This window comes from Paracoccus solventivorans (genome assembly GCF_900142875.1).
Lineage (GTDB): Bacteria > Pseudomonadota > Alphaproteobacteria > Rhodobacterales > Rhodobacteraceae > Paracoccus > Paracoccus solventivorans.
In genome coordinates, this window is the sequence record NZ_FRCK01000004.1 from 207,073 (window position 1) to 232,562 (window position 25,490).

Here is a 25,490-nt window from a genome sequence, read left to right on the forward strand (position 1 = left end):
CTAGAGGGGTTTCACGGACGCCGCCCCCGGCCGGGGCGGCGTTCTGCATTTCACGGCGCCGCTGCGGTGCTGTCGATGCCAGAGGGGCGGCCGACCAGCACGAACTCCAGCGCCTTTGGGTCCAGCATCCGCTGCGCGACGCGGTGCACGTCCTCGGCGGTGACCGCGCGCACCCGGTCGTTGCGGGTGTTGATGTAATCCGGCGGCATGTCCATCAGCTGCATCCCGGTCAGGATCCCCGAAATGCGGCGGTTGCCGTCGAAGCGCAGCGGGTATTCGCCGGTCAGATAGGTCTTGGCGTCGGCGAGCTCCTGCTCGGTCACGCCGTCGCGAATCGTGCCCCAGATCTCGCGCACAAGCGCCACCGCCTCGGCGGTGCGGTCGTTGGCGGTGGCCATGCCGCCGCCCCAGCTGTCGCCCAGCACCTGGTTGGACAGGCTGGTGCCGACGCCATAGGTCAGCCCGCGCTTTTCCCGGATCTCGTCCATCAGCCGCGACGAAAACCCGCCGCCGCCGAGGATATGGTTCAGCACCACCGCCGCGAAGTAATCCGGGTCGTCCAGCGGCAGCCCGGCCTGGGCAAAGCGCACCACCGTCTGCGGGCTGTCCCAGTCGATCACCGTGGTGGCGCCGGACAGCTGCAGCTGCGGGCGGGGGGGCAGGGGCGCGGTGGCCTGCGCCGGCAGAGCGCCCAGGATGCGGTCCAGCAGCAGCCCCAGCGATTGCGCGTCGATGTCGCCCGCGGCCGACACGATCACCCGGTCGCGCGCGATCACGCTGGCATGGGCCTGGGCCAGATCGTCGCGGGTCAGCGCCGAAACCGAGTCGGCGGTGCCGGTCAGGGGCGAGCCATAAGGGTGGTCGCCCCACATGCGCTTGGCCATCTCGATCGCGGCGATGCTGCCGGGGTCGCTGTCCTGCGAGCGGATCACCGACAGCGCCTGCGCGCGCACCCGATCCACCGCATCCGCGTCGAAACGGGGCCGGGCCAGTGCGTCGGCCAGCAGATCGGCGGCGGCGTTGCGGTTTTCGGTCAGGGTGCGAAAGCCGACCATCACCGCATCGTCCGAGACGTCGAAGGCGGCCGAGGCAGCCAGCGCCTCCATCGCCTCGGCATAGGCCACGGCGTCGCGCTCGCCCGCGCCCTCTTCCAGCAGCGCGGTCATCAGGTGGACGGCGCCGCGCTTGCCCGGCGCATCGACCGAGGCGCCGCCGCGGAAGGCGATCTCGAGGGCGACGAAGGGGATCGAGTGGTCCTCGACCAGCCAAGCCTTGATGCCCTGGGGCGAGGTGACCTGCTGGATGTCGATGGCGCGCGCGGGCAGCGCGGCCAGCAACAGCACGGACAGCGACAGCGAAAAGGCGGCAAGGGCGCGGCGGATCATTGCAGCTGCTCCGGTTCGGCGGCGGTGTCGATCGGGTCGGTGGTGGTGGCCGGTGGGGTTTCGGGGGCCTCGGCCGCTGCGGTTTCAGAGGGTGCGGCGGGTTTCAGCAGGCTGGTCACTCCGGCGCGCTCGCCCAGGGCCAGCTCGGCGGCGGCGCGCACATCCTCGGCGGTGACGGCGGCCAGCAGCTCGGGCCAGTCGTTCACGTCCTCGATGCCCAAGCCGATCGACAGCCCCTGCCCGTAATCATAGGCCCGACCATGCGCCGAATCGCGCTGATAGATGCGGGCGGCGCGCAGCTGCGTCTTGACCCGCTCCAGCTGCGCCGGGTCCGGGCCGTCGCGCCGGAAATCCTCCAGCGCCTGCAACAGCGCGGATTCCGCCGCGGCATCGTCGCTGCCGGGAGGATAGGCCATGCTGACGCTGAAGGTGGTCGGGTCCACGCTCAGCCCGTCATAGCCGGCGCCCACCCACAGCGCCTTGCCGGTCAGCACCAGCCGCTGCCCCAGGTAGGAGGTCTGCGGAGAGCCCGCCAGCAGCTCGGCCAGCACGCTCAGCGCTGCGGCGGTGGTCTGGTCGCCGGGGTTTCGTTCCGGCACGATGACGCTGCGCGACAGCACCGGCTGCGGCACGCGCGGGTCGCTCATCTCCATCCGCCGCTCGGCCCGCTGGACGGGCTCCTGCGGGCGCGGGGCGCGGGTCGCGCCCTCTTTCGGCGGGATCTTGCCGTAATGGGTCTGCGCCAGCTGCCGCACCTGGTCGGCGGTCACGTCGCCGGCGACCACCAGCACCGCCGCATTCGGGGCGTAGTGGCGGTCGTACCAGTCCAGCGCATCCTCGCGCGTCAGGTCCACCATCTCCTGCCGCCAGCCGATCACCGGGCGGCCGTAGGGGTGGTTGTAGAACTGCACGGCCGAGCGTTCCTCGCCGAACAGCGCGCGGGGGTCGCTGTCGGTGCGCTGCGCGCGTTCTTCCAGCACCACCTGCCGTTCCGCCTGCCAGTCATCCTCGCCGATGCGCAGGTTCTCCATGCGGTCGGCCTCCATCCCCATCACCAGGTCGAGCCGGTCCGAGGCGATGCGCTGGAAATAGGCGGTGTAGTCGTAGCTGGTGAAGGCGTTGTCCATACCGCCGTTGGCGGTGACGGTGCGCGACAGCTCGCCCGCGGCCAGCCTGTCGGTGCCCTTGAACATCAGGTGTTCAAGGTAATGCGCCAGCCCCGATTTGCCCGGCTGCTCGTCGGCCGAGCCGATGCGGTACCAGACCATCTGCACGACCACCGGGGCGCGGTGATCCTCGATCACCACCGCCTGCATGCCGTTGTTGAGGGTGAAATGAGAGACGCCCGGCGGCATCTCGGCCAGCGCGGGACTGGCGGCGGTGGCAAGCAAAACGGCAAGTGTGCGGCGCATCGAAGGGCTCCGGTCTTTCGCGGGGTGGCGAGAGGTTGGCCGCTGGACGCCCCGGGCGCAAGCCGCCCGCGGTCAAGCCGTGGTGAGCGGACGGGGCGTCTTTGGTGCGAAAATATCCCGGGGGTGCGGGGGCAGCGCCCCCGTTGCGGCGCATCCACCCTCCGTCACCGCCGGAACGGGGGGCTTTCCGCCCCCCGCACCCCCCGGAGGATATTTTCACACCAAAGACAGAGAGCCGGGCGCGCTATGGAAGCGGAATATCCAGCGTCTCGACAATGCGCGCCTGAACCTTGCGGACATGGCGGGCGCTGATCCTGGATGACATCGCTCGTACCGGAATCAGAAGCTTTTCGCCGATTCCGTCCACCAGGACGAATTCGGGGCGATCGTTGCGTGATTCCGTGTACATCAGCCCGGCTGCATTCACCTCGCCGAATACGACATGCAGCCGGACGCAGTCATCGAAGAATCTGACAAGCGCCCGCAGATGTTTGTCCTCGAGCCCGGGACCCGTTGCCAGATTATGCAGGGTCCAGCATTTCCCATCCGGCGCAATCACCTTTTCCGTGATCAGCCCAAGGCCTTCGGTGGTGCCGATCAAGCCCGAGGGGGTTTCGATGGGAAAGCTGAACTGCCCGGATCCGCGCGTCGATTTGCAGAGCTGGAGATATTGCAGCAGGTGACGGCGGAACTGGCGGTACGCACCCTGAAACAGGGCGCGCCGCCGTGGTCCTTGACTGGCAAAGCCTCCGTCATCTGCGACAAGTTCGGGGCGGATTGTCTTGATGACCTTATGCGGGTCATGTGGGTGCTGATAGACGTTCTTGATGGTCCCCTGACCAATCCGCACACAGCTTTCCACAGAAAGCATTCCCGCCTCGAAACGTAATTCCGTGATAGTCTTAGTTCCTTACCAAGGCGGAAAGCACAGTCGGACTTATCTGCGATAGAGGACGCTGCAGTGCACTTCTACGCAGCCCAGGCGCCGAGCCGCCTCAGCGGGCCGAGCCGGGCGGAGGGGCGCTGGGGGTCTGGGCGCCGCTGCGGCGCCAGCGTTCGTTTTCGGCCCAGCTGTCCAGCGATTGCCGGTCGTAGACGCGGTAATAGGCGTTGGCGCCGGCGATGGCTTCCATCACGCGGCGGCGGTTGCGGCCGCGGAAGGCCTCGTCCTCGGCGGCGGTGACCTCGCGGATGTCGGGCTGGATGCCGGCGCGCCCGGCATGGGCGATCAGCGCCGCGTCGGCGGCGCCGATTCCCTGCGCGGCCAGATGCCCCGGATTGCCGCCAAGCGCGGCGATGGCGTCGCCCTTGGGGTTGGGGTCGGTGATGTTGCTGCCGCCGGGGGTCGGCGTCGGCAGCTCGGCCAGATCGGGGGGCATTTCCAGCGATCTTGTGGGGACGATGGCGAATTCCTCGGGGCCGTCGCCGGATTTGCCCAGATGCATCAGCCGGCCGTCGCCGCCACAGGCGGCCAGCGTCAGCATGGAGAGAGTCAACAGAACAGCCCGCATCGCACCACCAGTCAGAGCGTTGCCCCGCTTCTAGCGCGTCTTGCGGGCGCCGTCACGGGTCTTGTCGCTCTTGGGCTTCGCGGCGGCGGTGCGCGGCTTTTGGGCCTTGCCGGCGGGCTTGCCCTTGCCGCCCGCCGCGCCGGACGACGGCCCGGGCTGCAGCACCAGCCCGATCGCCCCGGCGAAGATCGCGATGTCGGCCACGTTGAAGCTGTAGGGGTTGCGCCAGTCGGGCAGCGACATGTTCAGGAAATCGGCGACCGCGCCATAGACCATGCGATCGATCACGTTCCCCAGCGCGCCGCCGATCAGCAGCCCGGCCGCGATCTGCGCCAGCCGCCCCGGCCGCACCCGCACCAGCCACACCGCCACCCAGACGCAGATCACCAGCGCCACCGCGATCAGCACCAGCCGCATTACCTCGACGTCCGAGCTGAACAGCCCGAAGTTCACCCCCTGGTTCCACGCCATGCGCAGGTTCAGCCACGGGTCGAGGACGTCGATCGCCTGCACTTGCTTGAGGTTGAGCAGCTGCACCACGATCCATTTGCTCAGCTGGTCCAGCGCCAGCACCGCCACCGCGACCCAGGCCGCCCAGCCCAAGCCCGGTTTCGGCGGCGGGGCGGGCTTGCGGCGGCGCCTGGGCGCAGCGGGCTTGCCGTCCGCTGCTGCCGCGGGCTTGCGCGGCGCGGGGGCAGCAGCGCCGGGGGCCGGGGGCGCGGGCTTTGCCGGGGCGGGCGCCGGGTCTGGCCCGGGGGTGGGCCCAGAGCTGGGGATGTCGTCGCTGTGGCTCATCAGTGGCGGAAGTGGCGCTGTCCGGTAAACACCATGGCAAGGCCCAGCCGGTCGGCGGCCGCGATCACCTCGTCATCGCGCATCGAGCCGCCGGGCTGGATCACCGCGCGGGCACCGGCGGCGGCCAGCGCCTCGATCCCGTCGGCAAAGGGGAAGAACGCGTCCGAGGCCACTGCGGCGCCCTCGGTCAGCGGTGCCGAAAGGCCAAGCGCCTCGGCCATGTCCTCGGACTTGCGCCGGCCGATGCGGGTGGAATCGACCCGGCTCATTTGGCCGGCGCCGATGCCGACGGTGGCAAGGTCGCGGGCATAGACGATGGCGTTGGATTTCACGTGCTTGGCGACGGTCCAGGCGAACATCAGGTCGGCCAGTTCCGCCTCGGTCGGCTGGCGCTGGGTCACCACCCGCAGGTCGGCGCGGGTCACATGGCCGTTGTCGCGGTCCTGCACCAGGAAACCGCCGGCCACCTGCCGGAAGGTCAGCCCGCCGGCGCGCGCATCGGGCAGGCCGCCGGTGGTCAGCAGGCGCAGGTTCTTCTTGGCGGCAAAGACGGCGCGGGCGGCGTCGTCCGCGTCGGGGGCGATCACCACCTCGGTGAAGATCTCGGTGATGGCGCGGGCGGTGGCTTCGTCCAGGGTCCGGTTCAGCGCGATGATCCCGCCAAAGGCCGAGGTGCGGTCGCAGTCGAAGGCGCGGCGATAGGCCGATTCCAGCGTGTCCGCGCGGGCCACGCCGCAGGGGTTGGCGTGCTTGATGATCGTGACCGCCGGGCCCTCGGCCGGATCGAACTCGGCCACCAGCTCGAAGGCGGCGTCGGTGTCGTTGATGTTGTTGTAGGACAGTTCCTTGCCTTGCCACTGCCGGGCGGTTGCGACGCCCGCGCGGTCCGAGCCGTCGGTATAGAAGGCCGCCGACTGGTGCGGGTTCTCGCCATAGCGCAGCGGCTGCGCCAGCGTTCCGGCAAAGGCGCGGCGGCGGGGCGTGGTCTCGCCGATGGCGCCGGCCATCCAGCTGCTGACCGCGGCGTCATAGGCGGCGGTGCGGGCATAGGCCGCCTGTGCCATGCGCTGGCGGAAGGGCAGGGTGGTGGCGCCGTCGTTTGCGTCCAGTTCCGCCAGCAGCGCGGCGTAGTCCTGCACGTCGACGATGGTGGTCACATAGGCGTGGTTCTTGGCCGCGGCGCGGATCATCGCCGGGCCGCCGATGTCGATATTCTCGATGCAGTCGTCATAGGCCGCGCCCTTGGCCACCGTCGCCTCGAACGGATAGAGGTTCACCGCCAGCAGGTCGATGGCGCCAATGCCGTGGGTTTCCATCGCAGCGCGGTGCTCGGGGTTGTCGCGCAGCGCCAACAGCCCGCCGTGCACCGCCGGGTGCAGGGTCTTGACGCGGCCGTCCATCATTTCCGGGAAGCCGGTGACCTCGGCCACGTCGCGGACCTCCAGCCCGGCCTCGCGCAGGGTCTTGGCGGTGCCGCCGGTGGACAGAAGCTCGACCCCGCGGGCGGCCAGAGCGCGGGCGAAATCGACCAGCCCCTCCTTGTCCGAAACGGAAATCAATGCGCGGCGCAGCAGGATGCGGTCGGTCATGGCGGGCCTTCGGATGGCAACTGGGTTGCGCCGTTTCCTAGCCGCTGCACCGCCGACAGTCCAGCGCGCGCACTTTCCCTTGCGCGCCGGGCAGGGCAGATTGCGCGGACAACCGCAGCCAAAGGATGCGCGCATGATCTGGGACACGCTGGCCAATATTCCCGCGCCGCAGCTGGCGGCCTTTGTCACCGGCGGGCTGGTGCTGAATGCGGCGCCGGGGCAGGACGTGATGTTCGCCACCGCCGCCGGGATCCAGGGCGGGCCGCGCGACGGGACGCTGGCGGGCTTGGGCGTGGGGCTGGGGGTGCTGGTCCATGTCGGGCTGAGCGTGCTGGGGCTGGGGGCGCTGATCGCCGCCCATCCCGAGGCGCTGGCGGCGATCCGCTGGGCGGGGGCGGGGTATCTGCTGCTGCTGGCCTGGCGGGCCTGGAATGCGCCGCCGCCCGACCCGGGGCGCAAGCCCCTCCGCCGCGGCGACGTGGTGCGGCGGGGGTTTCTGTCCAACCTGCTCAACCCCAAGCCGGTGCTGTTCCTGCTGGCCTTCCTGCCGCAGTTCACTAGCCCGGCCTATGGCCCGGTCTGGCAGCAGCTGGCCGGGCTGGGCGCGTTCTTTGCCGCCACTGGGACGCTGGTCACCATGGGCTATGGCGCGGCGGCGGGCTGGCTTGGGTTGCGGCTGGCCGGGCGGCTGGGGCTGCTCAACCGCATCGCGGCGGTGATGTTCGCGGGGCTGGCGGTGCGGCTGGTGGCCCGGTAATCCGGCTGGCATGAGCTTTGTCTATCAGCCCACCCCGGAACAGCCGCGCCTGATCCACCACGACGACCAGATCCTGGTGGTGGAGAAACCCGCCGGCCTGCTGTCGGTGCCGGGGCGCGGAGAGGACCGCGCCGACTGCCTGATCGCGCGGCTGCGGGTGGCGTTCCCGACGGTGCTGCTGGTGCATCGGCTGGACCTGGACACCTCGGGGGTGATGGTGTTCGCGCTGACGCCGCATGCGCAGAAACACCTGGGCCAGCAGTTCGAGCGGCGGCAGGTCAAGAAGGCCTATGTCGCGCGGGTCTGGGGGCGGCTGGAGCCTGCGACCGGGCGGGTGGACCTGCCGCTGATCGTGGATTGGCCGAACCGCCCGCGGCAAAAGGTCGATCACGAGCAGGGCCGCCCGGCGCAGACCGACTGGCGAGTGATCCGCGCCGGTGACGATGAAACCCGTGTGCGGCTGTTCCCGCTGACCGGGCGCAGCCACCAGCTGCGGGTGCATATGGCCAGCCTCGGCCACCCGATCCTGGGCGATCCGCTGTATGCGACCGGGGCGGCGGCCGATCACCCGAGGCTGATGCTGCACGCCGAATCGCTGCGCCTACGCCACCCCGACAGCAATGTGACGCACAGTTTCACCGCCAGGCCGCCGTTCTAGGCAGCCGCAGGGATCGTTTCGGCGCCGCGCACGTTGGGCCGGCGTCAAGGAGATCACCATGCGTATCCGCCATCTCGCGGCCGGTCTGGCCGCTGTTGCCGCGCTGTCCGCCTGCGCCCGCGCCGTCATGACCCGCGTCCCCCGCGGTATCACCCCGGTCGAGGGCTTCGAGGTCGAGCGCTACATGGGCCGCTGGTATGAGATCGCCCGGCTGGACCACCGGTTCGAGCGCGGCATGACCGACGTTACCGCCGATTACCGGCTGCAGCCGGACGGCACCGTGCAGGTGGTCAACAGCGGGATGCGCGGGGGGCAGCGCCGCTCTGCCCGCGCCACGGCGCGGTTCCGGGGCGACCCCTCGGTCGCCAGCCTGGCGGTCACGTTCTTCCCCGGATTTCCCGGCGGCTACCACGTCTTTGCGCTGGACGAGGATTACCGCTGGGCGCTGGTCTCGGGGCCGGACCGCGGCTATCTGTGGATCCTCGCGCGCCGCCCGGGAATCGAGCCCGGGCTTTACCGGCAACTGGTCGGGATCGCCCGGGACCGCGGCTTTCCGGTGGACCGGCTGATCCGGGTCCGGCACGGCGACGCGCCGGCCCCCTGAGCGGCCCGCTAAACTTGGACAGGGGTCGGGGCAGGAAACATCCTGAATCCGGCAAGGATTTCCCTGAAATGCTTCCAGCCGATGTGCGGAGGATTTCGCCCCCGGCCACCATCCCGCGCCGCTTTCCAGCCCCTTAAAGCACGTAGCGCGACAGATCGGCCGAGCGTGCCAGGTCGCCCAGCTGCGATTCGACGAAAGCGGCGTCCACCAGCACCCGCTCGCCCCGGCGGTCGGGGGCGGTGAAGGACAGGTCCTCGAACACCCGCTCGATCACCGTGTAAAGCCGGCGCGCGCCGATGTTTTCCACGCTGCCGTTCACCTCGGCGGCGATGCGGGCCAGCGCGGCGATGCCGTCCTCGGTAAAGCTGACCTCGACGCCCTCGGTCCGCATCAGCTCGGCATATTGCAGGGTCAGGGCGTTGTCGGTCTCGGTCAGGATGCGGATGAAATCTGCCTCGGTCAGCGCCCGCAGCTCGACCCGGATCGGCAGGCGGCCCTGCAGTTCGGGCAGCAGGTCGCTGGGCTTGGCGATGTGGAACGCGCCCGAGGCGATGAACAGGATGTGATCGGTGCGCACCGGCCCGTATTTCGTGGAAACACTGGTGCCCTCGATCAGCGGCAGCAGGTCGCGCTGCACGCCCTCGCGCGAGATCTCGCCGCCGCGGGCGTCGCTGCGGGCGCAGACCTTGTCGATCTCGTCGATGAAGACGATGCCGGATTGCTGCACCGATTCCAGCGCCGCGGCCTTGATCTGCTCGTCGTCCAGCAGCTTGTCGGCCTCTTCCGCGATCAGCAGCTCGTAGGACTGCGCGACGGTGACCTTGCGCCGCACCCGACGGCCGCCGAACGCCTTCATCAGCGCCGACAGGTCCATCATCTGGCCCATGCCGGGCTGGCCCGGAATCTCCATCCCCAGGGGCGAGGAGCTGTCGTTCAGCTCCAGCTCGATCACCGTGTCGTCCAGCTCGCCGCGCTTGAGCTTGCCGCGGAACAGCTCGCGCGTCTGCTCGCGCGCGCCCTCGCCGGCCAAGGCGGCGATCACCCGGTCCTCGGCAGAGGCGCGGGCGCGCGCGGTCACCTCCTCGCGCATCCGCTGGCGGGTCTCGACCATGGCGGCGTCGGCCAGGTCGCGGATGATCTGTTCCACGTCGCGGCCGACATAGCCCACCTCGGTGAACTTGGTGGCCTCGACCTTGACGAAGGGCGCGTGCGCCAGTTTCGCCAGCCGCCGGCTGATCTCGGTCTTGCCGACGCCGGTCGGGCCGATCATCAGGATGTTCTTGGGATACACCTCGTCGCGCAGGTCGGCGGACAGCTGCTGGCGCCGCCAGCGGTTGCGCATCGCCACCGCGACCGCGCGCTTGGCATCGGCCTGCCCGATGATGAAGCGGTCAAGCTCGGCGGTGATCTGGCGGGGGGTCAGGTCGGTCATGGCCGCAGGCTCCGTTCGTTCTTCATCATGAAAATATCCCGGGGTCCGGGGCAGCGCCCCGGTCCGGCGGCGCCGTCACGAGGCGCTGATCCGTTCCACGGTCAGGTTGCCGTTGGTATAGACGCAGATCTCGGCGGCGATCGCCATGGCGCGGCGGGCGATCGCCTCGGCATCCAGATCGCCGTCGCCCAGCGCCCGCGCTGCCGCCAGTGCATAGTTCCCGCCCGAGCCGATCGCGGCCACGTCATGTTCGGGTTCCAGCACGTCGCCGGCGCCGGTCACCACGTAAAGCTGGGCGCCGTCGGTGACGATCAGCATGGCTTCGAGGTTGCGCAGGTATTTGTCGGTGCGCCAGTCCTTGGCCAGCTCGACACAGGCGCGCTGCAACTGCCCGGGCGCGGCTTCCAGCTTCTTTTCCAGCCGTTCCAGCAGGGTGAAGGCGTCGGCGGTCGATCCGGCAAAGCCCACCACCACGTCGCGGCCGCCGGGGGACAGGCGGCGGACCTTGCGGGCGGTCCCCTTCATCACGGTCTGGCCGACACTGACCTGCCCGTCGCCGGCCACCACCACCTCGGCCCCGCGGCGCACCGCCAGGATCGTGGTGCCGTGCCAGCCGGGGAAACGCTCGTCGCTCATCTCGTCCTCGTCCGTTGCCGCGGCATCAGATATGGGCCCGGTGCCGCTTTCGCAACGCGGCTGCGCGGATTATGGCTGGGGCATGGATACCGCCCCGACCCTGCGCGTCCACCTGCACGGGCAGATGCTGGCCTCGGCCCGCGCCGGCAGTTTTCCGGCGATGGCGGTGCTGGCGGATACGGTGCGCGCGCAGGGCTGGCGGGTGGCGTTCGAGCCCGCCTCGGCCGCCCCCGACCCCGAGCCGCCCCCCGGCGATTATGCGCTGCTCTACATGCGGCGGCCGCTGCACCCGCGCTGCCTGACGCTGCGCCGCGCCTATCACTATCCGTTCTGGTGGATCGAGCCGGTGGCCGAGCGCTGGCGCTTTGCCGTTGCCCGGGCCGCGTTCGACCCGGAGACCGTGGACCCGGCCCGCGCCGCCGCCTTTGTCCAGCGCCTGCGCCAGCGGGTGCTGCCTGGGCCGCCGCCGCAGCGGGGCGACCATGTGCTGGTGCCGCTGCAGGGCCAGATCCGCCGCACCCGCTCGTTCCAGACCGCCAGCCCCGTCGAGATGCTCGAGGCCGCCTGCCGCAGCGGCCGCCCGGTGGTGGCGACGCTGCACCCTTCCGAGCCCTACGCCGAGGCCGACCGCCGCGCGCTGGCGCAGTTGCAGCGCCATTATCCCAAGCTGACCATCGGCGGCGACACCATGGCGCTGCTGCGCGACTGCGCCTTCGTGGTGGCGCAGAACAGCGCGGTGGCGTTCGACGGGCTGATTCTGGACAAGCCGGTGGTGCTGTTCGCGCAGATCGACTTTCACCACCCCTGCCTGAACGTGGCGGAACTGGGCGCCCAGACCGCCATCGCCGCCGCCGCCACCGCCCGGCCCGACCACGCCCCCTATCTGTGGTGGTTCCTCAAGCACCGCGCCATCGACGCGCAGGCGCCGGATGCGGGGGCACGGATGCTGGCGGCGATGCGGCGCGGCGGCTGGCCGATCTGAGCCGCCGGGGGGTTGCGTCCGCCCGCCCGCTTGCCGCAGTTTCGGCCGGAATCGGGCAAGGGGCGGGTTATGTCGGAACATGTGGTCATCATCGGCGCGGGGCAGGGCGGCCTGCAGGTCGCGGCCAGCCTGCGCCAGGACGGGTTTAAGGGACGCATCACCCTGATCGGGGACGAGCCCGGCCTGCCCTATCAGCGCCCGCCGCTGAGCAAGGGCTACATGGCCGACGGCGACGCCAGCCGGCTGGCGCTGAAGCCGCAGGGATTCTTCGACACCGAGGGCGTGGACTACCGCCCCGAGACCCCGGTCGCCCGGATCGACCTCGCCGCCGGCCGGGTGCAGCTGGCGGGGGGCGAGACGCTGCCCTTCGACCGGCTGGTGCTGGCCACCGGCGCGCGCAACATCCTGCCGCCGCTGCCGGGGATCGAGCTGCCGGGGGTGCATCTGCTGCGCGGGCTGGCGGACGCGGCGGCGCTGCGCGCGGCCATGGCGGGCGCACAGCGCGCGGCGGTGATCGGCGGCGGCTTCATCGGGCTGGAGTTCGCGGCCGTGGCCGCCGCGGCCGGCGTCGAGGTCACGGTGATCGAGGGCGCCGACCGGCTGATGTCGCGCGCGGTGACCCCGCCGACCTCGGCGCGCTTCCTCGATTTCCACCGCGGCGCCGGGGTCGAGGCGCGGCTGGGCGCGCTGGGCGCCGCAATTCTTGGTGACGAAAGCGCGACGGGCGTGGCGCTGGCCGACGGCAGTACCATCCCCGCCGATCTGGTGCTGGTCGCCGTGGGGGTGCGCCCGAATGTCGAGCTTGCGCAGGACGCCGGGCTTGCGGTCGCCGACGGCATCGCCGTGGACGGGCATCTGCGCACCAGCGACCCGCGGGTCTTCGCCATCGGCGATTGCGCCAGTTTCCCGCTAGGGGGGCGGCGCGTGCGGCTCGAATCCGTACAGGCTGCCGCCGACCATGCCCGCCATGTCGCGCGCAGCATCGCCGGGCAGGAGCAGCCCCCCTATGACGCGCTGCCGTGGTTCTGGTCCGACCAGGGGCCGCTGAAATTGCAGATCGCCGGGCTGTCCGCCGGCTGGGACGCGACCCACGCGCTGCAGGACGCCACCGGCGCCACCGACACGGTGCTGGCCTTCCGCGAGGACCGGCTGATCGCCGTCGAGACCATCAACCAGGCCGGCCGCCACATGGCCGCGCGCCGCCTGCTGGCGCAGCCGGCCGGCATCAGCCGCGACACGCTGGCCGCCCACGACTACGACCTGCGCGCGGCGCTGTCGGCGGGTTAGAGTGGCAGGATCCGCGCCCCGGGGCAGTGTTCGCGCGCCAAGTCGCAGATATGGCGGTGGTGGGTCAGGTAGATGACCTGGCAGCGGCGCGAGACCTCGGCCAGCGCCGTCAGTGCCCGGGCGCTGCGGGCGTCGTCGAAGGTTTCCATGATGTCGTCGGCGATCACCGGCACCGGCCCGTGCGCCGTGGCCCATTCGTGGAAACCGGCGATGCGCAGCGCCAGGTACAGCTGGAACCGGGTGCCCTTGGACATCATCGCCGGCTCTTTCGAGCCGCCCTCGGCGGTCAGCGCGATCAGCCGCTCGGTGCCGTTGCCGGGCTGGGCGGTCAGGCCGGAATAGGTGCCGCCGGTGATCGCGGCGAACACGTCCGAGGCGCGGGCCAGCATCCCGCTGCGGTGGCGGTCGCGATAGCTGCGCAGCGCGTGGTCGGTGGCGATCACGCCGGCGCGGCCGCGCAGCCAGCGCCGCGATTCGTCCTCGATCTGCAGCAGCAGGGCGCGGCGGCGGGCCTCGATCAGCGCCACGCGGTCGTCGTCGGGCACACCGTCCAGCGCCGCTTGTGCGCGGTAAAGCGCCTGTCGCGCGGGTTCCAGCCGCGCCTCGGCCTCGGCGCATTGGCTTTCGGCGCGGGCCAGCGCCTCGCGCAGGCTCTCGGTCGATGCGGGTTCCAGCCGTGAGGCGGCTTCCTCGACGCTGGCGGTGCCCAGCGCGGTGCGGATTTGCGCCGAAAGCCACGCGGCGCGGCGGCGCAATTCGTCGCGCCGGGCGATGCGCGCCAGCGCGGCCTGCGCCCCGGCCAGATCGGCGGTGCCCAGATGGGACATGATCGCCGCCGCCTCGGCTTCCAGCCGCGCGCGGCGTTGCCGCAACTCGTCGCTAGTGGCTTCGGCGCGGGTCAGGTCGGCCCCCAGCCGGACGCGGGCGGCATCGACGCGCCGGGCCTCGGCCAGCCGGGCGAGCGCGGCTGCGTGGCGGGCAAGCGGCGTGTCCGGCGGCAGCGACAGCGCCTCGCCCAGCCGGTCCACGGCGTTGGTGAACCCGGCCTGATCGTCCTGCATGGCGCGGGTGCGGTGCTGCAGATCCTCGGCCCGGGACAGCACCGTCGCCAGCTCGCGCAGCAGCGGGATCAGCGCCCGCAGCCGTCCGGCATCGGGCGGCGCGTCCGCCAGGAAACTGCCGGCGCAGGCCCGTGCCAGCGCCTGTTCCCAATCGTCCAGGGCGCGCTGGCGCGTGGCCTCGGCCCGCCGGCGGGCGGCAAGTTCGCGGGTCAGGCGCAGCCGCTCGGCCCGGCGTGCGCTTTCGGCGCCGGCGCGACCCAGCAGCCGCTCGGCCGTTGCCGCCAGTTGGCGCAGCTCGCCCGTGGCTTGCTGGCCGGCAGCCTGCAGCGCGGCCGCCAGCGCCTGCTGTGCCTGCGCGGCCTCGGCGTCCGTGCGCTCGGACTGGCGGCGGGCGGCGTCGGCCTCATCCGCCAGATCCAGCGCGCGGTCGCGGCGCATCAGCCAGCCGGGCAGCTCGGCCAGCGGGTCCAGAGAATCCCCACCGGGCAGGATCGCGCCCACCTGCGCGGCGAGATCTTCGCGTAGATTGGCCAGTGCCGAGTCCGCCGCCGCCAGCGCCTCGGCCGCCGCCTTGACCAGCCGCTCGGCCGCGCCCGCATCGGCGCGTGCGGCGTAAAGCCGGCCGATCTCGGCGGCGCGGTCGATCTGGGCCGTCAGCGCGAGGTCATGCGCCTGCATCGCGGCGTGGAAGGCGTCAGCCGAGTCGCGGTCCAGCGCTGCCAGATGCCGGGTCCAGGCCGCATCCCGTTCCGCGCGCAGCGCCTCGGCGCGGGCAGGGTCGGCGGGGCCGATGCTGTCGGCCAGCGCATCGCGTTCGGCGCGGCGGCGGCGCAGATCGTCCGCGCGCTCGGCGGCGATGCGGGCAGCGGTGTCGCGGGCAGCGGTGGCTGCTTCCAGCCGCGCCTGCCATCCGGCCAGCCGCTCGGCCGAGGGAACGGCGAGCGCGCGCAAGCCATCCGCATCGCCCCGCCACGGCGCCAGCCGCGCCAGCGCGGCATCGCGGCGGGCGACCGCCTCGGCCAGCGCGGCGGCGGCCTGATCGCGGCGCAGCGCCAGATCGGCGCGGTGCAGCGGCGCCATGGCGGCGCGCAGATCGGCGATGGCGCGGTCCTCGGCGCCCTCATCCTCCAGTGGCCCGCCGGCGGCGGCGAGTTCATCAGCCCGTGCCTCGACCTCGGCCCGCGCCGAGGCGAGATGCGCGGCCAGCCCCTCATGCGCGGTCGCCAGTTCCGCCAGGCGTTCCAGCGCCGCCGGCTCGATCCGCAGCGTCGCGGGGTCGGCACCTTCGGCGATGCGGGCGGCGAGGGCGGCGGCGGTGGCCTCGGCCAGCGCCAGCTCGGCCAGCCGCCGCGGCAGGTCGTCGCGCGCAGCAAGGAAACGGGCGCGCAGTTCCTCGTCGAAACCGGGATCATCGGCCAGCGCCAGTGCCGCTTGGTCGGGGGCAAGCGCCGCCAGCTCGTCGGCGATCCTTGCCAGCGCCTGCGCGTTGACCGCGGCCTCGGTGCGCAGGCGCAGCTCTTCCTCGATCAGCCGCGGCACCGCCTGGTCCCAGCCGGGCACCGCAGCGGGCAGCCCATCCAGCGGCGCCAGCTCGGTCGTGACCGCCCCCCATTCCGCCAGCCAGGGCCGCGCATCCAGCGCCGCCTTGGCGGCATCGCGGGCGGCAGCGGCGCGGGACAGCGCCCCCGTGGCCTCGTCATGCGCGGCGCGCGCCAGCCCCAGCGCCTCGCGCCGCGCCCGATAGTCCGAGGCGAGCACGTCCAGCCCCCGGCGCTCTGCCGTCAGCGCCTCGAGCGCGGCCAGATGCTCGCGCAGCGCGGTCTTGCGCCCGCCCTTGCGGTGGAAACCGTCCGCGCCCTCGCGCAGCCGCTCCAGCTGCTGGCCCAGCTCGGCCAGCCCGGCGCTGGCGGAAAACAGCAGCTGCCCCAGATCGCCCTGGCTGGACAGGATCGAATCGCCGCCGCGTTCCATGGTCACCGCGTCCAGCGCGAACATGTCGGCGCAGGCGCTGCGGTCGATGCCGCCCATGGCGCCGTGCAGCAGGGTTTCCGGGACCGGGCGGCCGTCCGCATCGCAAAGCGAATCGCGGTCCTTCTTGATCCGGCGCAGCTCTCGCGCACCGCCCGGCAGGTCCAGCAGCGCCCCGATCTGCAAGGCCGGATAGGGGTGCAGGAAATTGAAGCTGGTGGTGCGCCCGATCCCGAACAGCAGGTCCAGCCAGGCGTTCAGCAGGGTGGATTTGCCGGCCTCGTTGGGGCCGTGGACGATATGCAGGTCGGGCTGGCCGGGCGTGGCGGGACCGAAGTCCAGCACCCGGTCGGTAAAGCCGCCATAGCGGGTCAGGTCCAGCCGCATCAGCCGCATCACGCTGCCCCGTCGTCGTGACTGGCGCCGGCAAGACGCGCCAGCACATCCTCGGCCCCCTCGCGGGCCAGCTCGGCCAGGGTGTCGTCCAGCGCGGCGGGGTCTGCGCCGAAGCTGCCGCGCAGCTCGGCGGGCAGCAGGCGCAGCAGATCCTCGGCGGCGGCGCGCAGCCCGGCGGTGAAATCCGGGCTGCCCAGGACCTCGGCCGCGATCAGCCGCCCCAGCTCGGGCAGCGGCGCGCCGTCGGGCGCGGGTTCGTCCGCGCTGTCGAGCGTGCAGAGGCTGGATAGCTTCTCGATCCAGACCCGGCCGGTGGCCTCGGCCGCCGCCTCGGCTTCGGCCTGCAGCAGGTCGAGGTCGCGCCGGATCCGCCAGGCTAGCGGCGTCGCCCCCACCAGCACCACCCGCGCCACCAGATGCGGCGAGCGCGCGGTTTCGCGCGCATCCTCCAGCGCGGCGCGCAGCCGGGCGACCAGAGCGGGCCATTCCGCCACGCCCGCGGCATCGACGCGCAGCTCGGCGAACTCGGCGACGCTGGTCAGCCGGTCTTCGATCACCATGCCGCCGCCGGGCGAGATCGTCACCAGCACCACCCCGCGCGGCCCGGCTTCGCCGATGTCGCGGCCCTGCGGGATGCCGGGCATGACGATCTGCGCCCGCCCGGCCAGCTGCCGCGAGGGCTTGTGGATATGCCCCAGCGCCCAGTAATCGAACCCCCAGCGCCCCAGATCGGCGGGCGCGACCGGCGCATAGGGATCATGCCCCGCCGCGCCGCCGAGGCTGGTGTGCATCAGCCCGATATTCACCGCATCCGGGGTGGGGGGGTGATAATCCGCCAGCCGCGAGGCCTCGGCCCGGTGGTCGCGAAAGCTCAGCCCGTGCAGGATCACCGGAACCGCGCCTTGCGGACGGGGCAGGGGGATGGCCTCGGGCCGGTCGCCATAGACATGCACGAGCTCGGGCAGCACCAGCTCGCGCGTGATCCGCGACAGCGCGTCGTGATTGCCGCGGATGATGTGGACCGCGATCCCGGCCTGGTCCAGCCGCCCCAGCTGCGCGGCCAGGAACCGCGCCGTGGTCATCGAGGTCTGGTCGCCGTCGTAAAGATCGCCGGCCAGCAGCAGCGCATCCACCCGCTCGGCCAGGCACAGATCGACGATGTTGACGAAGGCCTGCCGCGTGGCGGTGCCGATCAGCTCGGCCACCTGCGGCGCCCGCAGCGCCAGCGAGCGCAGCGGGCTGTCCAGATGGATGTCGGCGGCATGGACGAAGCGAAAGCTCATTTGCGCGGGACTGTTCCCCGGACCGGAGGCAAGTGCAAGCGTCGCGGAATCATGGGTATTTGGACCAGAAAGAAATCCGCGCTTCTTTCTGGTTGAAATACCTTGGGGGAGCACGCAGCGCGGGGGGCGAAGCCCCCGTCCGTCAGTCGGCCAGCCCGGCGACGGCTTCGCCCTCGGGCAGTTCCAGCTCGATCACCCACAGGTCGGGGTCGGTGGCGCGGCGGCGGGCGGCGGCGGCGTCGATGTCGCGCGGCGTGCCCTCGGCCTGCAGCGCCCAGACGCGGGCATCGGTCATCGGGTCGTAGTCCTGCCCCCACAGCTCGGCGCGGCCGCGCGGGCGCAGCACGGTCAGGCAGATCGCCCCGGCGGTGTCGTCGCCGCGGTGGACGACATAGGCGGCGCGCCCGGCCAGGTCCATCCGCCGCAGGAGCGCCGCGACCCGCAGTCCCGCCGCCAGCCGCGGCTGCATCAGCCGTCGCCGTCGCGGAAGTCGAGGCCCATCTCGCGGAAGCGTTCCGCCTCGTCCAGCCAGTTCTCGCGCAGGGCCACGCGCAGGAACAGATGCACGGGGCGGCCCATGAACTCGGCGATTTCCTCGCGCGCGGCGCGGCTGACGCCCTTGATCGTCTCGCCGCCCTTGCCCAGCACGATGCCCTTGTGGCCGGGGCGGCTGACATAGATCACCTGGTCGATGCGGGCGCTGCCGTCGTCGCGTTCCTGCCAGTGCTCGGTTTCCACGGTCAGCTGATAGGGGATTTCCTCGTGCAGGCGCAGGGTCAGCTTTTCGCGGGTGATCTCGGCCGCGATCATCCGCATCGGCAGGTCGGCGATCTGGTCCTCGGGGTAGAGCCACGGCCCCTCGGGCAGGGTCTGGGCCAGCCAGTCCATCAGATCGCCGGTGCCGTGCCCGCGCTCGGCCGAGATCATGAAGGTGCGCTCGAACGGGAACGCCTCGTTCATGCGCTGCGACAGCGCCAGCAGGGTTTCGGCCTTGACCCGGTCGATCTTGTTGATCGCCAGCGCCACCGGCCGGCCCGAGGATTTCTCGCGCAGGTTGTCGAGGATTTCCTGCACGCCCGGGGTCAGCCCGCGATGCGCCTCGATCAGCAGCACGATGATGTCGGCGTCGGCGGCGCCGCCCCAGGCGGCCGCGACCATGCTGCGGTCCAGCCGCCGGCGGGGGCGGAAGATGCCGGGCGTGTCGACGAACACCACCTGCGCGGGCCCGTGCATGGCGATGCCGCGGATGCGGGCGCGGGTGGTCTGGACCTTGTGGGTCACGATCGAGACCCGCGCCCCCACCATCCGGTTCAGCAGCGTCGATTTCCCGGCGTTGGGTTCGCCGATCAGCGCCACGAACCCGGCGCGGGTGGGGATCTCGGGCTGGGTGTCGGTCGGAATATCGGTCATGGGATTTCCCCGATCTGGGCCAGCATCGCGCTTGCGGCGGCCTGTTCGATGTTGCGCTTGGTGCCGGTGCCGCTGGCCTCGGCCTCGCGCCCGTCGTCCAGCCGCACCACGATGCGGAAGCTGGGCGCGTGGTCGGGACCCGAGCGTTCCGCGACGCGGTAGCCGGGCGGGCCCATCCCCTGCGCCTGCGCCCATTCCTGCAGCGCGGTCTTGGGGTTGAAGGCCGCGGCCTCGGCCGAGTCCAGCCGCTTGCCCCACAGGTGCAAGATCACCGCGCGCGCGGCCTCGAACCCGGCGTCCAGGTAGACGGCGGCGATCACCGCCTCCATCGCGTCGCCCAGCAGCGCGTCCTTGCGGCGGCCGCCGGTCATCATCTCGGACCGGCCCAGCTTCATCACCTCGCCCAGGCCGATCTCGCGCGCGATCTGGGCGCAGGTCTCGCCGCGCACCAGCGCGTTCAGGCGCGGGGCCAGCTGGCCCTCGGTCGCGTGGCGATCATGGGCCAGCAGCGCGTCGGCGATGGTCAGCCCCAGCACCCGGTCGCCCAGGAACTCCAGCCGCTGGTTGTCGGGGCGGGTGGCCGAGGAGAGGCTGCCATGGGTCAGCGCCCGCACCAGCAGCGAGGGGTCCGCGAACTCATGCCCCAACCGGGCAGAGAAGGCGGCAAGCTCGGCCGAGAGCTTCACCCCGCCACCTCAGTGCACCGCATGGAAGAAGCGGTCGCCCCGCCAGGTCCAGAAATACAAAAGCGAGGCCCCGCCGGACGAGAACATCACCCGGTCGGCGCGGCCGATCAGGTATTCCGCGGGCACGAAGCCGAGGCCGCCGGCGATGGCGGGCACGCGGCTGTCCTCGGAGTTGTCGCGGTTGTCGCCCATGAAGAAATAGGTGCCCTCGGGGACGGTGAACACCGGCGTGTCGTCCAGCGGCCAGTTGTCGAGGATGTTCAGCACGTCGTGGCTGCGCCCGCCGGGCAGTTCCTCGGTGAAGCGGGGCTTTTCGCAGGCGCCGCCCTCGGCCACCGGCTCGTTGGCGCAGCGCGGCAGCGAGCGTGCCGGACCCTGCGGCAGCTTGGGTTCGGTGAAGGTGCCGTTCGGGGTCTGCGGCACCGGCTGCCCGTTCAGGATCAGCTGGCCGCCCTGCATCTGCACGGTGTCGCCCGGCAGCCCGATCACCCGCTTGATGAAATCGACGCCGCGGGTGGGGTGGCGGAACACCACCACGTCGCCGCGTTCGGGTTCGGACCCCATGATCCGCCCCGGAATCGGGCAGATCGCAAAGGGGCAGGAATAGCGCGAATAGCCATAGGCCATCTTGTTGACGAACAGGAAGTCGCCGATCAGCAGCGTGTCCTTCATCGAGCCGGAGGGGATCCAGAACGGCTGGAAGAACAGGGTGCGGAAGATGCCCGCGATGACCAGCGCCCAGAACACGGTCTTGACCGTTTCCCAGATGCCGCCGTCCTTCTGCGCGGTTTTCATGCGGGCCATGGTATCTCTCGTCAAAGGCAGGATGCGGGTTCTTGGGGGCGGGACAGGGGCGAAGTCAAGCGCCACCGCGCGGCACGGGCGGCCGCGCCGCCCGCAGCGGGGGCAGCACGGGCGCGGCGGGGACCGATTCCGGCACCGCCTCGATCACCACGAAGGCCTGCGCCCAAGGGTGGTCGTCGGTCAGGGTGACGTGGATATGGGCTCGATGGCCGGGGGGCGTCATCGCCGCCAGCCGCTCGGACGCCCAGCCGGTCAGGCTCATCACCGGCTGGCCCGAGCGCAGGTTCGCCACCGCCATGTCGCGCCAGGCGATGCCCATGGAAAGCCCGGTTCCCAGCGCCTTGCTGCACGCCTCTTTCGCGGCCCAGCGTTTCGCCAGCGTGGCGGGTTCATGCGGGCGGCGGGCGGCGCGGGACAGCTCGGTTTCGGTGAAGACGCGGTTGCGGAAGCGGTCGCCGTGGCGGTCCAGCACTCCGGCAATGCGGTCGATGTTGCACAGGTCGGTGCCGACGCCGAGGATCATGGCAGCGCCTCGGCCGGGTCGGGGTCGTCGCCGAACACCGCGTCCCAGCGGTCGGCGAGATAGGCGACGGTGCTGGCGTAGGTCCCCGAGAACGAGACCTCGGGCAGGCTGTCGTACATCCCCCGCGCCGTGTCCCAGGCGGCGCCGGGGCTGGCCTTGATGCTGGCCCAAAGTTCGGCGCGGGTCGGGGGCTTCATCCCGCAGATCTCGTCGTCGGTGACCGGAGCGTCGGGGTTGAACGCGGCGTCCAACTCTCGCATCTCGCCCATCAGCGCGCAGGCGTCCGACAGCTCCCACGCGGTGGCGGCGACGATCACGCCGACGCCGATCATCGGCAGCGCCTCTCCGGCCATGCTGGCGAGGTTGCGGGAGGTGGCGAAGGTGGTGCGCCGCGCCACCCGTTCGGCGGTGTCCTTGACCGCCTCGCGCGCGGCGAGGCGCTGGCCGCGATAGGTGACGGGGCTGTCGCGCAATTCGCGGGCCAGCCGGGCCTGGGCGGCGCGGCTGTCGGCAAGCTCGCCCGAAAGCCGGGCGGCGCGGCGTTCCAGCCGGGCCAGGTCGTCGGCCTGCCGGGTCGCGAGCGAGCGCACCCCGGAGACCGATTCCACCACCCCCGCGACGGCCGAGAATACCGCCGGGACCATGGTCATCGCCACGCTCAGCGCCAGAGATCCCGCCATCAGCAGCATCATCAGGACGGACCAGATGCCGCCCAGCAGCCCCAGCACCACCGCCGCCGTCCGGCGCAGGCGGCGCAGCAGCCTCAGCATGGGCGGCCCTGCCGGGACGCGGTCACCCCGCCACCCCGCGCGCCGCGTCCATCCGCGCCCGCATCTCGCGGATCGCCGGGCCAAGCCCGGTAAAGATGGCCTCGGAGATCAGGAAATGCCCGATGTTCAGTTCCCGCAGTTCGGGCAGCGCGGCAATCGGGCCGACGGTGTCATAGGTCAGCCCGTGGCCCGCGTGCACCTCGAGCCCCAGCGAGGCCGCCAGCCGCGCGCCCGCCGCCAGCCCGGCCAGCTCGGCGTCGCGCTCGGCCGTGCGGCCCTCGGTGTCGAGGTCGCAATAGGCGCCGGTGTGCAGTTCGACCACGGCGGCGCCGATGCGGGCGGCGGCCTCAATCTGGCGCGGGTCGTGGCCGATGAACATCGACACCCGGCAGCCGGCGTCCACCAGCGGCGCGATGAAGTCGCGCAGCCGCGATTCGTCGGCCAGGATGTCCAGCCCGCCCTCGGTCGTGCGCTCCTCGCGCTTTTCGGGGACGATGCAGACGGCGTGGGGGCGGTGGCGCAGGGCGATGGCCTGCATTTCCCCGGTCGCCGCCATCTCGAAGTTCAGCGGCACGCGCAGGGTCTCGGCCAGCCGGGCGATGTCGTCGTCGGTGATGTGGCGGCGATCCTCGCGCAGATGGGCGGTGATGCCGTCGGCGCCGGCGTCCTGCGCGATCTCTGCTGCCCGCAGCGGGTCGGGCCAGGGGGTGCCGCGCGCATTGCGCACCGTGGCCACATGGTCGATGTTCACGCCAAGCCGCAGCATGGTTCCCCCCGGATCAAGGACATTGCGCGCAAGTCTATCCGGCGGCGCCGGCGGGGGATAGTCCCGGCAGGGTGACGGTCGCCTGCACCCACCAGCCGGGGCTGGCGGCATGGATTGCCCGCGCCGCCGCCTGCGCCGCGGATACGTCCGGGAACACCCCGAAACAGGTCGCGCCGGATCCGGACATGCGCGCGAACTGCGCCCCCTGTGCCGTCAGCGCCGCCAGGCAGTCGCCGATCACCGGGCGCAGCGCCATCGCCGGGGGCTGCAGGTCGTTGCGGGTGCTGCCCAGCCAGCGCAGCAGCGCATCGGCATCGGCATCGGCATCGGCGACGGGCACAGGCTCGGGCAGTGGGGTGCCGTCGCGGCGGTCGAGCGCGGCGAACACCGCCGGGGTCGGGGTTTCCACGCGAGGATTGACCAGCACCAGATGCAGCACGGGCAGCGTCAGCGGCTGGATCAGCTCGCCCACGCCGCTCATCCGCAGCGGGCGCGACAGCAGGCAGGCGGGCAGGTCGGCGCCAAGCGCCTCGGGGCGGGCGGGGCTGCGGCCAAGCGCGCGCAGCACCGCCGCCGCATCCGCCGTGCCGCCGCCGATGCCGGAGGCCGGGGGCAGCTGCTTGTCCAGCACCACATGCGCGCGCGCGCCCACTGCCTCGAGCGCGCGCAGGCACAAATTGTCGGCCCCGGGCGGCACCGCATCGGCAAACGGGCCGGTCACGGTCAGCGAGGTTTCCGCCGCCGGGGTGACCTGCACGCGGTCCCCCAGCGCGGTGAACACGACCAGCGAATCGAGCAGGTGATAGCCGTCCGCCCGCCGCCCGGTGACATGCAGCGCCAGGTTGATCTTGGCGGGGGCCAGCACGGGGGCGGAGTCCTGCCGCGTCACGTCATCGCAGGCCGGGGGCGTCAGGGCTGGGCCTCGTCCTCGGCCGCGTCGCCGTTCTCACTCTCCGGCTGCGGTGCGGGTTCGGGCGGCAGGCCGAAGCCCTCGGGCAGGGTGCCGCCGTTCTCGGCCTCGGCCTTCAGCACCGCGTCCAGCCCGACATGCAGCTTGGCGCGGATGCGGGGCAGGTCGGTGTCGGTGTCCTCGGGCTTGTAGAGGCTTTGCGCCCGGTGCCACTGGATCTCGGCCTCGCGCTTGCGGCCGACCATCCAGTAGATGTCGCCCATGTGGTCGTTGACCAGGCTGTCCTCGGACATCACGGTGACCGCGCGTTCCATGGGCGCCACCGCGTCGGCATAACGGCCCAGCCGGTAATAGGCCCAGGCCAGCGAATCGAGGATATAGCCGTCGTCCGGGCGCAGCTCGACCGCGCGCTCGATCAGCCGCAGCGCCTCGTCCAGCCGGATGTTGCGGTCGACCCACGAGTAACCGAGGTAGTTCAGGATCGGCGCCTGGTCGGGCTGCAGCTGCAGCGCCGCCTGGAAATCGGCGTCGGCGCCGTCGTAATCGCCCGAGCGTTCCCTGGAGATGCCGCGCGCGTAAAGCGCGAACCAGCTGGCCTGCGGGTCCTCCTGTGCCTGCAGGATCTCCAGCGCGCGGTCATAGACGGGCACGGCCTCGGCAAAGCGGTCGCGCTGGCGCAGCACGTCGCCCAGCGAGACCCAGCCCTGCGCCAACTGCGGGTAATCGGCGGTCAGCGCGCGGGCGGCGGCCTCGGCGGCCTCCAGCCGGTCGGCGCGGGCCAGCGTGTCGATGCGCGCCAGTTCCGACACCGGGCGCATCTGCCCGGCGGCGCGCAGCGCCTCGTAATCGCGCTCGGCCAGGTCGAACTGTCCGGCGTTCATCAGAAGCTGCGCCGACAGCAGCCGCGCGTCGGGCTCGTCGGGGTCCAGATACTGCGCCAGCCGCGCATACAGCAGCGCCAGCGGGTCGGTTTCCTGCCCGCCCATCAGCGCGCCGCCAAAGGTGACCAGCACCTGCGCCAGCCCCTCGCGCGCATTGGTCACCACGTCGAAGGGCACGCGGTCCCCCGCCGCCAGCCGGTCGCGCAGCGCCGCCAGCTGCGGTTCGTCCTCGATCCGGTCCAGCGGCTCGAACAGCGCCAGCGCCTGGTCGTTGCGTTCCAGCTGCGACAGCACCTGCACCCGCGCGGTCAGCCCCTGCAGATGGGTCGAGGCCACCGGGTCTTCCAGCAGCAGGGCCGCGCCCTCGTAATCGCCGACGCTGGCCTTGGCGAGCGCCAGCTGGAAATGCGCCATGCCGCCGGCGCCGGGTTCCTTGCCCATCTTTTCCAGCAGCGCAAAGGCGTCGCTGGCGCGGCCCGCGCCCATCAGCGCCCAGGCGCGGAACAGCCCGTCGAGCAGCGGTCCCCCCGCGCTGGGGTCCGAGGGCATGCTGTCCAGCACCTGCAGCACCGCGGGCCAGTCCTCGGCCCGGGCGCGATCGACACGGCGCAGCAGCGCCGACAGCTCGGTGCCGCCGCCCGCGGCCTCGATGCGGTCGGCCAGCGCCACCGCCTGATCGACCATCCCGGCCGAGACCAGCGACACGATGGCGCCGTCCTGCAGGAACTCGTCGGCCGGGTCGGCCTCGACCGCCTGGCTGAAATATTGCGCGGCGGCGGCAAAATCGTTTTCCGCGGCGGCCTGGCGCGCGGCCAGATAGGCGCCGGCCTGGCCGGGAACCGGCGCCGGTTCGGTGACCATCCGCAGGTCGAGCCCCGGATAGGTGCCGTCGGTCGCCTGCGAGACCCGCTGCCCCAGCACCGGGAACGGCGGCGTTGCACTCTCTGCCGTCACGGCCTGGGCCTGCAACCGATGCGCGCCGGC

At 71.8% G+C, this 25,490-nt stretch carries 24 protein-coding genes; 5 read left to right on the forward strand and 19 right to left on the reverse strand.

Going from position 1 to position 25,490, the window contains the following annotated elements:
- Window positions 1-50 precede the first annotated feature (50 nt).
- The 6 genes from BUB57_RS08795 to purH form a co-directional block, all read right to left on the reverse strand.
- Window positions 51-1,385, reverse strand: coding sequence for a M16 family metallopeptidase (locus BUB57_RS08795; RefSeq protein WP_073065400.1), 1,335 nt, complete (start codon window positions 1,383-1,385; stop codon window positions 51-53).
- A complete protein-coding gene (locus tag BUB57_RS08800) occupies window positions 1,382-2,797 on the reverse strand; it encodes a M16 family metallopeptidase (protein ID WP_073065403.1) in 1,416 nt (471 codons plus the stop codon). The genes BUB57_RS08795 and BUB57_RS08800 overlap by 4 nt, the downstream gene beginning before the upstream one ends.
- A 244-nt stretch (window positions 2,798-3,041) precedes the next feature.
- Window positions 3,042-3,668 carry a YrbL family protein gene (locus BUB57_RS08805; RefSeq protein WP_073065407.1) on the reverse strand — a complete coding sequence of 209 codons (627 nt, stop codon included), beginning with the start codon at window positions 3,666-3,668 and terminating at the stop codon, window positions 3,042-3,044.
- 124 nt (window positions 3,669-3,792) lie between these two features.
- A complete protein-coding gene (locus BUB57_RS08810) occupies window positions 3,793-4,308 on the reverse strand; it encodes a DUF3035 domain-containing protein (RefSeq protein ID WP_073065410.1) in 516 nt (171 codons plus the stop codon).
- Between the two features lie 30 nt (window positions 4,309-4,338).
- The gene (gene lspA, locus BUB57_RS08815; protein WP_073065414.1) at window positions 4,339-4,911 is read right to left on the reverse strand and encodes a signal peptidase II; all 573 of its coding nucleotides are present in this window, start codon (window positions 4,909-4,911) and stop codon (window positions 4,339-4,341) included.
- A gap of 191 nt (window positions 4,912-5,102) precedes the next feature.
- A complete protein-coding gene (gene purH, locus BUB57_RS08820; protein ID WP_073065417.1) occupies window positions 5,103-6,692 on the reverse strand; it encodes a bifunctional phosphoribosylaminoimidazolecarboxamide formyltransferase/IMP cyclohydrolase in 1,590 nt (529 codons plus the stop codon).
- Between the two features lie 133 nt (window positions 6,693-6,825).
- On the opposite strand from purH, the gene BUB57_RS08825 reads away from it, so the two are divergent.
- From BUB57_RS08825 to BUB57_RS08835, 3 genes are read left to right on the forward strand one after another with little or no spacing between them, the layout of a single operon-like run.
- Entirely contained in the window at window positions 6,826-7,449 is a 624-nt protein-coding gene (locus BUB57_RS08825; RefSeq protein ID WP_073065420.1) for a LysE family translocator, read from the forward strand.
- A 10-nt stretch (window positions 7,450-7,459) separates the two neighbouring features.
- Window positions 7,460-8,107: a pseudouridine synthase gene (locus BUB57_RS08830; RefSeq protein ID WP_073065424.1), complete on the forward strand. Its 648-nt coding sequence runs from the start codon at window positions 7,460-7,462 to the stop codon at window positions 8,105-8,107.
- A 58-nt stretch (window positions 8,108-8,165) separates the two neighbouring features.
- On the forward strand, window positions 8,166-8,711 hold the full coding sequence (locus BUB57_RS08835; protein ID WP_073065428.1) for a lipocalin family protein: 546 nt from the start codon (window positions 8,166-8,168) through the stop codon (window positions 8,709-8,711).
- 133 nt (window positions 8,712-8,844) lie between these two features.
- On the opposite strand, the gene hslU is transcribed toward BUB57_RS08835, so the two are convergent.
- Window positions 8,845-10,143 (reverse strand): ATP-dependent protease ATPase subunit HslU, encoded by a 1,299-nt coding sequence (gene hslU, locus BUB57_RS08840; protein ID WP_073065432.1) that lies wholly within the window; start codon window positions 10,141-10,143, stop codon window positions 8,845-8,847.
- 75 nt (window positions 10,144-10,218) lie between these two features.
- Window positions 10,219-10,779 carry an ATP-dependent protease subunit HslV gene (gene hslV / locus BUB57_RS08845; protein ID WP_073065435.1) on the reverse strand — a complete coding sequence of 187 codons (561 nt, stop codon included), beginning with the start codon at window positions 10,777-10,779 and terminating at the stop codon, window positions 10,219-10,221.
- 82 nt (window positions 10,780-10,861) lie between these two features.
- On the opposite strand from hslV, the gene BUB57_RS08850 reads away from it, so the two are divergent.
- Complete coding sequence (locus BUB57_RS08850; protein WP_073065611.1) at window positions 10,862-11,761, forward strand: hypothetical protein; 900 nt, start codon at window positions 10,862-10,864, stop codon at window positions 11,759-11,761.
- 69 nt (window positions 11,762-11,830) lie between these two features.
- Window positions 11,831-13,048 (forward strand): NAD(P)/FAD-dependent oxidoreductase, encoded by a 1,218-nt coding sequence (locus BUB57_RS08855; protein WP_073065438.1) that lies wholly within the window; start codon window positions 11,831-11,833, stop codon window positions 13,046-13,048.
- Here BUB57_RS08855 and BUB57_RS08860 read toward each other — a convergent pair.
- The 11 genes from BUB57_RS08860 to BUB57_RS08910 all read right to left on the reverse strand — a co-directional run bounded on the left by BUB57_RS08860 (window position 13,045) and on the right by BUB57_RS08910 (window position 25,460).
- Entirely contained in the window at window positions 13,045-16,473 is a 3,429-nt protein-coding gene (locus BUB57_RS08860; protein ID WP_073065442.1) for an AAA family ATPase, read from the reverse strand. The two genes, BUB57_RS08855 and BUB57_RS08860, sit on opposite strands and share 4 nt — an antisense overlap.
- The gene (locus BUB57_RS08865; RefSeq protein WP_073065445.1) at window positions 16,473-17,756 is read right to left on the reverse strand and encodes a metallophosphoesterase family protein; all 1,284 of its coding nucleotides are present in this window, start codon (window positions 17,754-17,756) and stop codon (window positions 16,473-16,475) included. The genes BUB57_RS08860 and BUB57_RS08865 overlap by 1 nt, the downstream gene beginning before the upstream one ends.
- A 142-nt stretch (window positions 17,757-17,898) precedes the next feature.
- Window positions 17,899-18,225 carry a DUF1491 family protein gene (locus BUB57_RS08870; protein ID WP_073065448.1) on the reverse strand — a complete coding sequence of 109 codons (327 nt, stop codon included), beginning with the start codon at window positions 18,223-18,225 and terminating at the stop codon, window positions 17,899-17,901.
- Window positions 18,225-19,166 (reverse strand): GTPase Era, encoded by a 942-nt coding sequence (gene era / locus BUB57_RS08875; RefSeq protein ID WP_073065451.1) that lies wholly within the window; start codon window positions 19,164-19,166, stop codon window positions 18,225-18,227. Before era ends, BUB57_RS08870 begins: the two co-directional genes overlap by 1 nt.
- Window positions 19,163-19,852 (reverse strand): ribonuclease III, encoded by a 690-nt coding sequence (rnc, locus tag BUB57_RS08880; protein ID WP_073065456.1) that lies wholly within the window; start codon window positions 19,850-19,852, stop codon window positions 19,163-19,165. The genes era and rnc overlap by 4 nt, the downstream gene beginning before the upstream one ends.
- 9 nt (window positions 19,853-19,861) lie before the next feature.
- Window positions 19,862-20,656, reverse strand: a complete 795-nt coding sequence (lepB, locus tag BUB57_RS08885; RefSeq protein ID WP_073065460.1) for a signal peptidase I — start codon at window positions 20,654-20,656, stop codon at window positions 19,862-19,864.
- 55 nt (window positions 20,657-20,711) lie between these two features.
- The gene (gene acpS / locus BUB57_RS08890; RefSeq protein WP_073065463.1) at window positions 20,712-21,179 is read right to left on the reverse strand and encodes a holo-ACP synthase; all 468 of its coding nucleotides are present in this window, start codon (window positions 21,177-21,179) and stop codon (window positions 20,712-20,714) included.
- Window positions 21,176-21,949 carry a hypothetical protein gene (locus tag BUB57_RS08895; RefSeq protein ID WP_073065466.1) on the reverse strand — a complete coding sequence of 258 codons (774 nt, stop codon included), beginning with the start codon at window positions 21,947-21,949 and terminating at the stop codon, window positions 21,176-21,178. The genes acpS and BUB57_RS08895 overlap by 4 nt, the downstream gene beginning before the upstream one ends.
- A 22-nt stretch (window positions 21,950-21,971) precedes the next feature.
- The gene (locus BUB57_RS08900; RefSeq protein WP_073065470.1) at window positions 21,972-22,715 is read right to left on the reverse strand and encodes a pyridoxine 5'-phosphate synthase; all 744 of its coding nucleotides are present in this window, start codon (window positions 22,713-22,715) and stop codon (window positions 21,972-21,974) included.
- 34 nt (window positions 22,716-22,749) lie between these two features.
- Window positions 22,750-23,580 (reverse strand): 4-(cytidine 5'-diphospho)-2-C-methyl-D-erythritol kinase, encoded by an 831-nt coding sequence (locus tag BUB57_RS08905; RefSeq protein WP_143159670.1) that lies wholly within the window; start codon window positions 23,578-23,580, stop codon window positions 22,750-22,752.
- A 44-nt stretch (window positions 23,581-23,624) separates the two neighbouring features.
- Window positions 23,625-25,460: a tetratricopeptide repeat protein gene (locus tag BUB57_RS08910; RefSeq protein WP_159435566.1), complete on the reverse strand. Its 1,836-nt coding sequence runs from the start codon at window positions 25,458-25,460 to the stop codon at window positions 23,625-23,627.
- Window positions 25,461-25,490 lie beyond the last annotated feature (30 nt).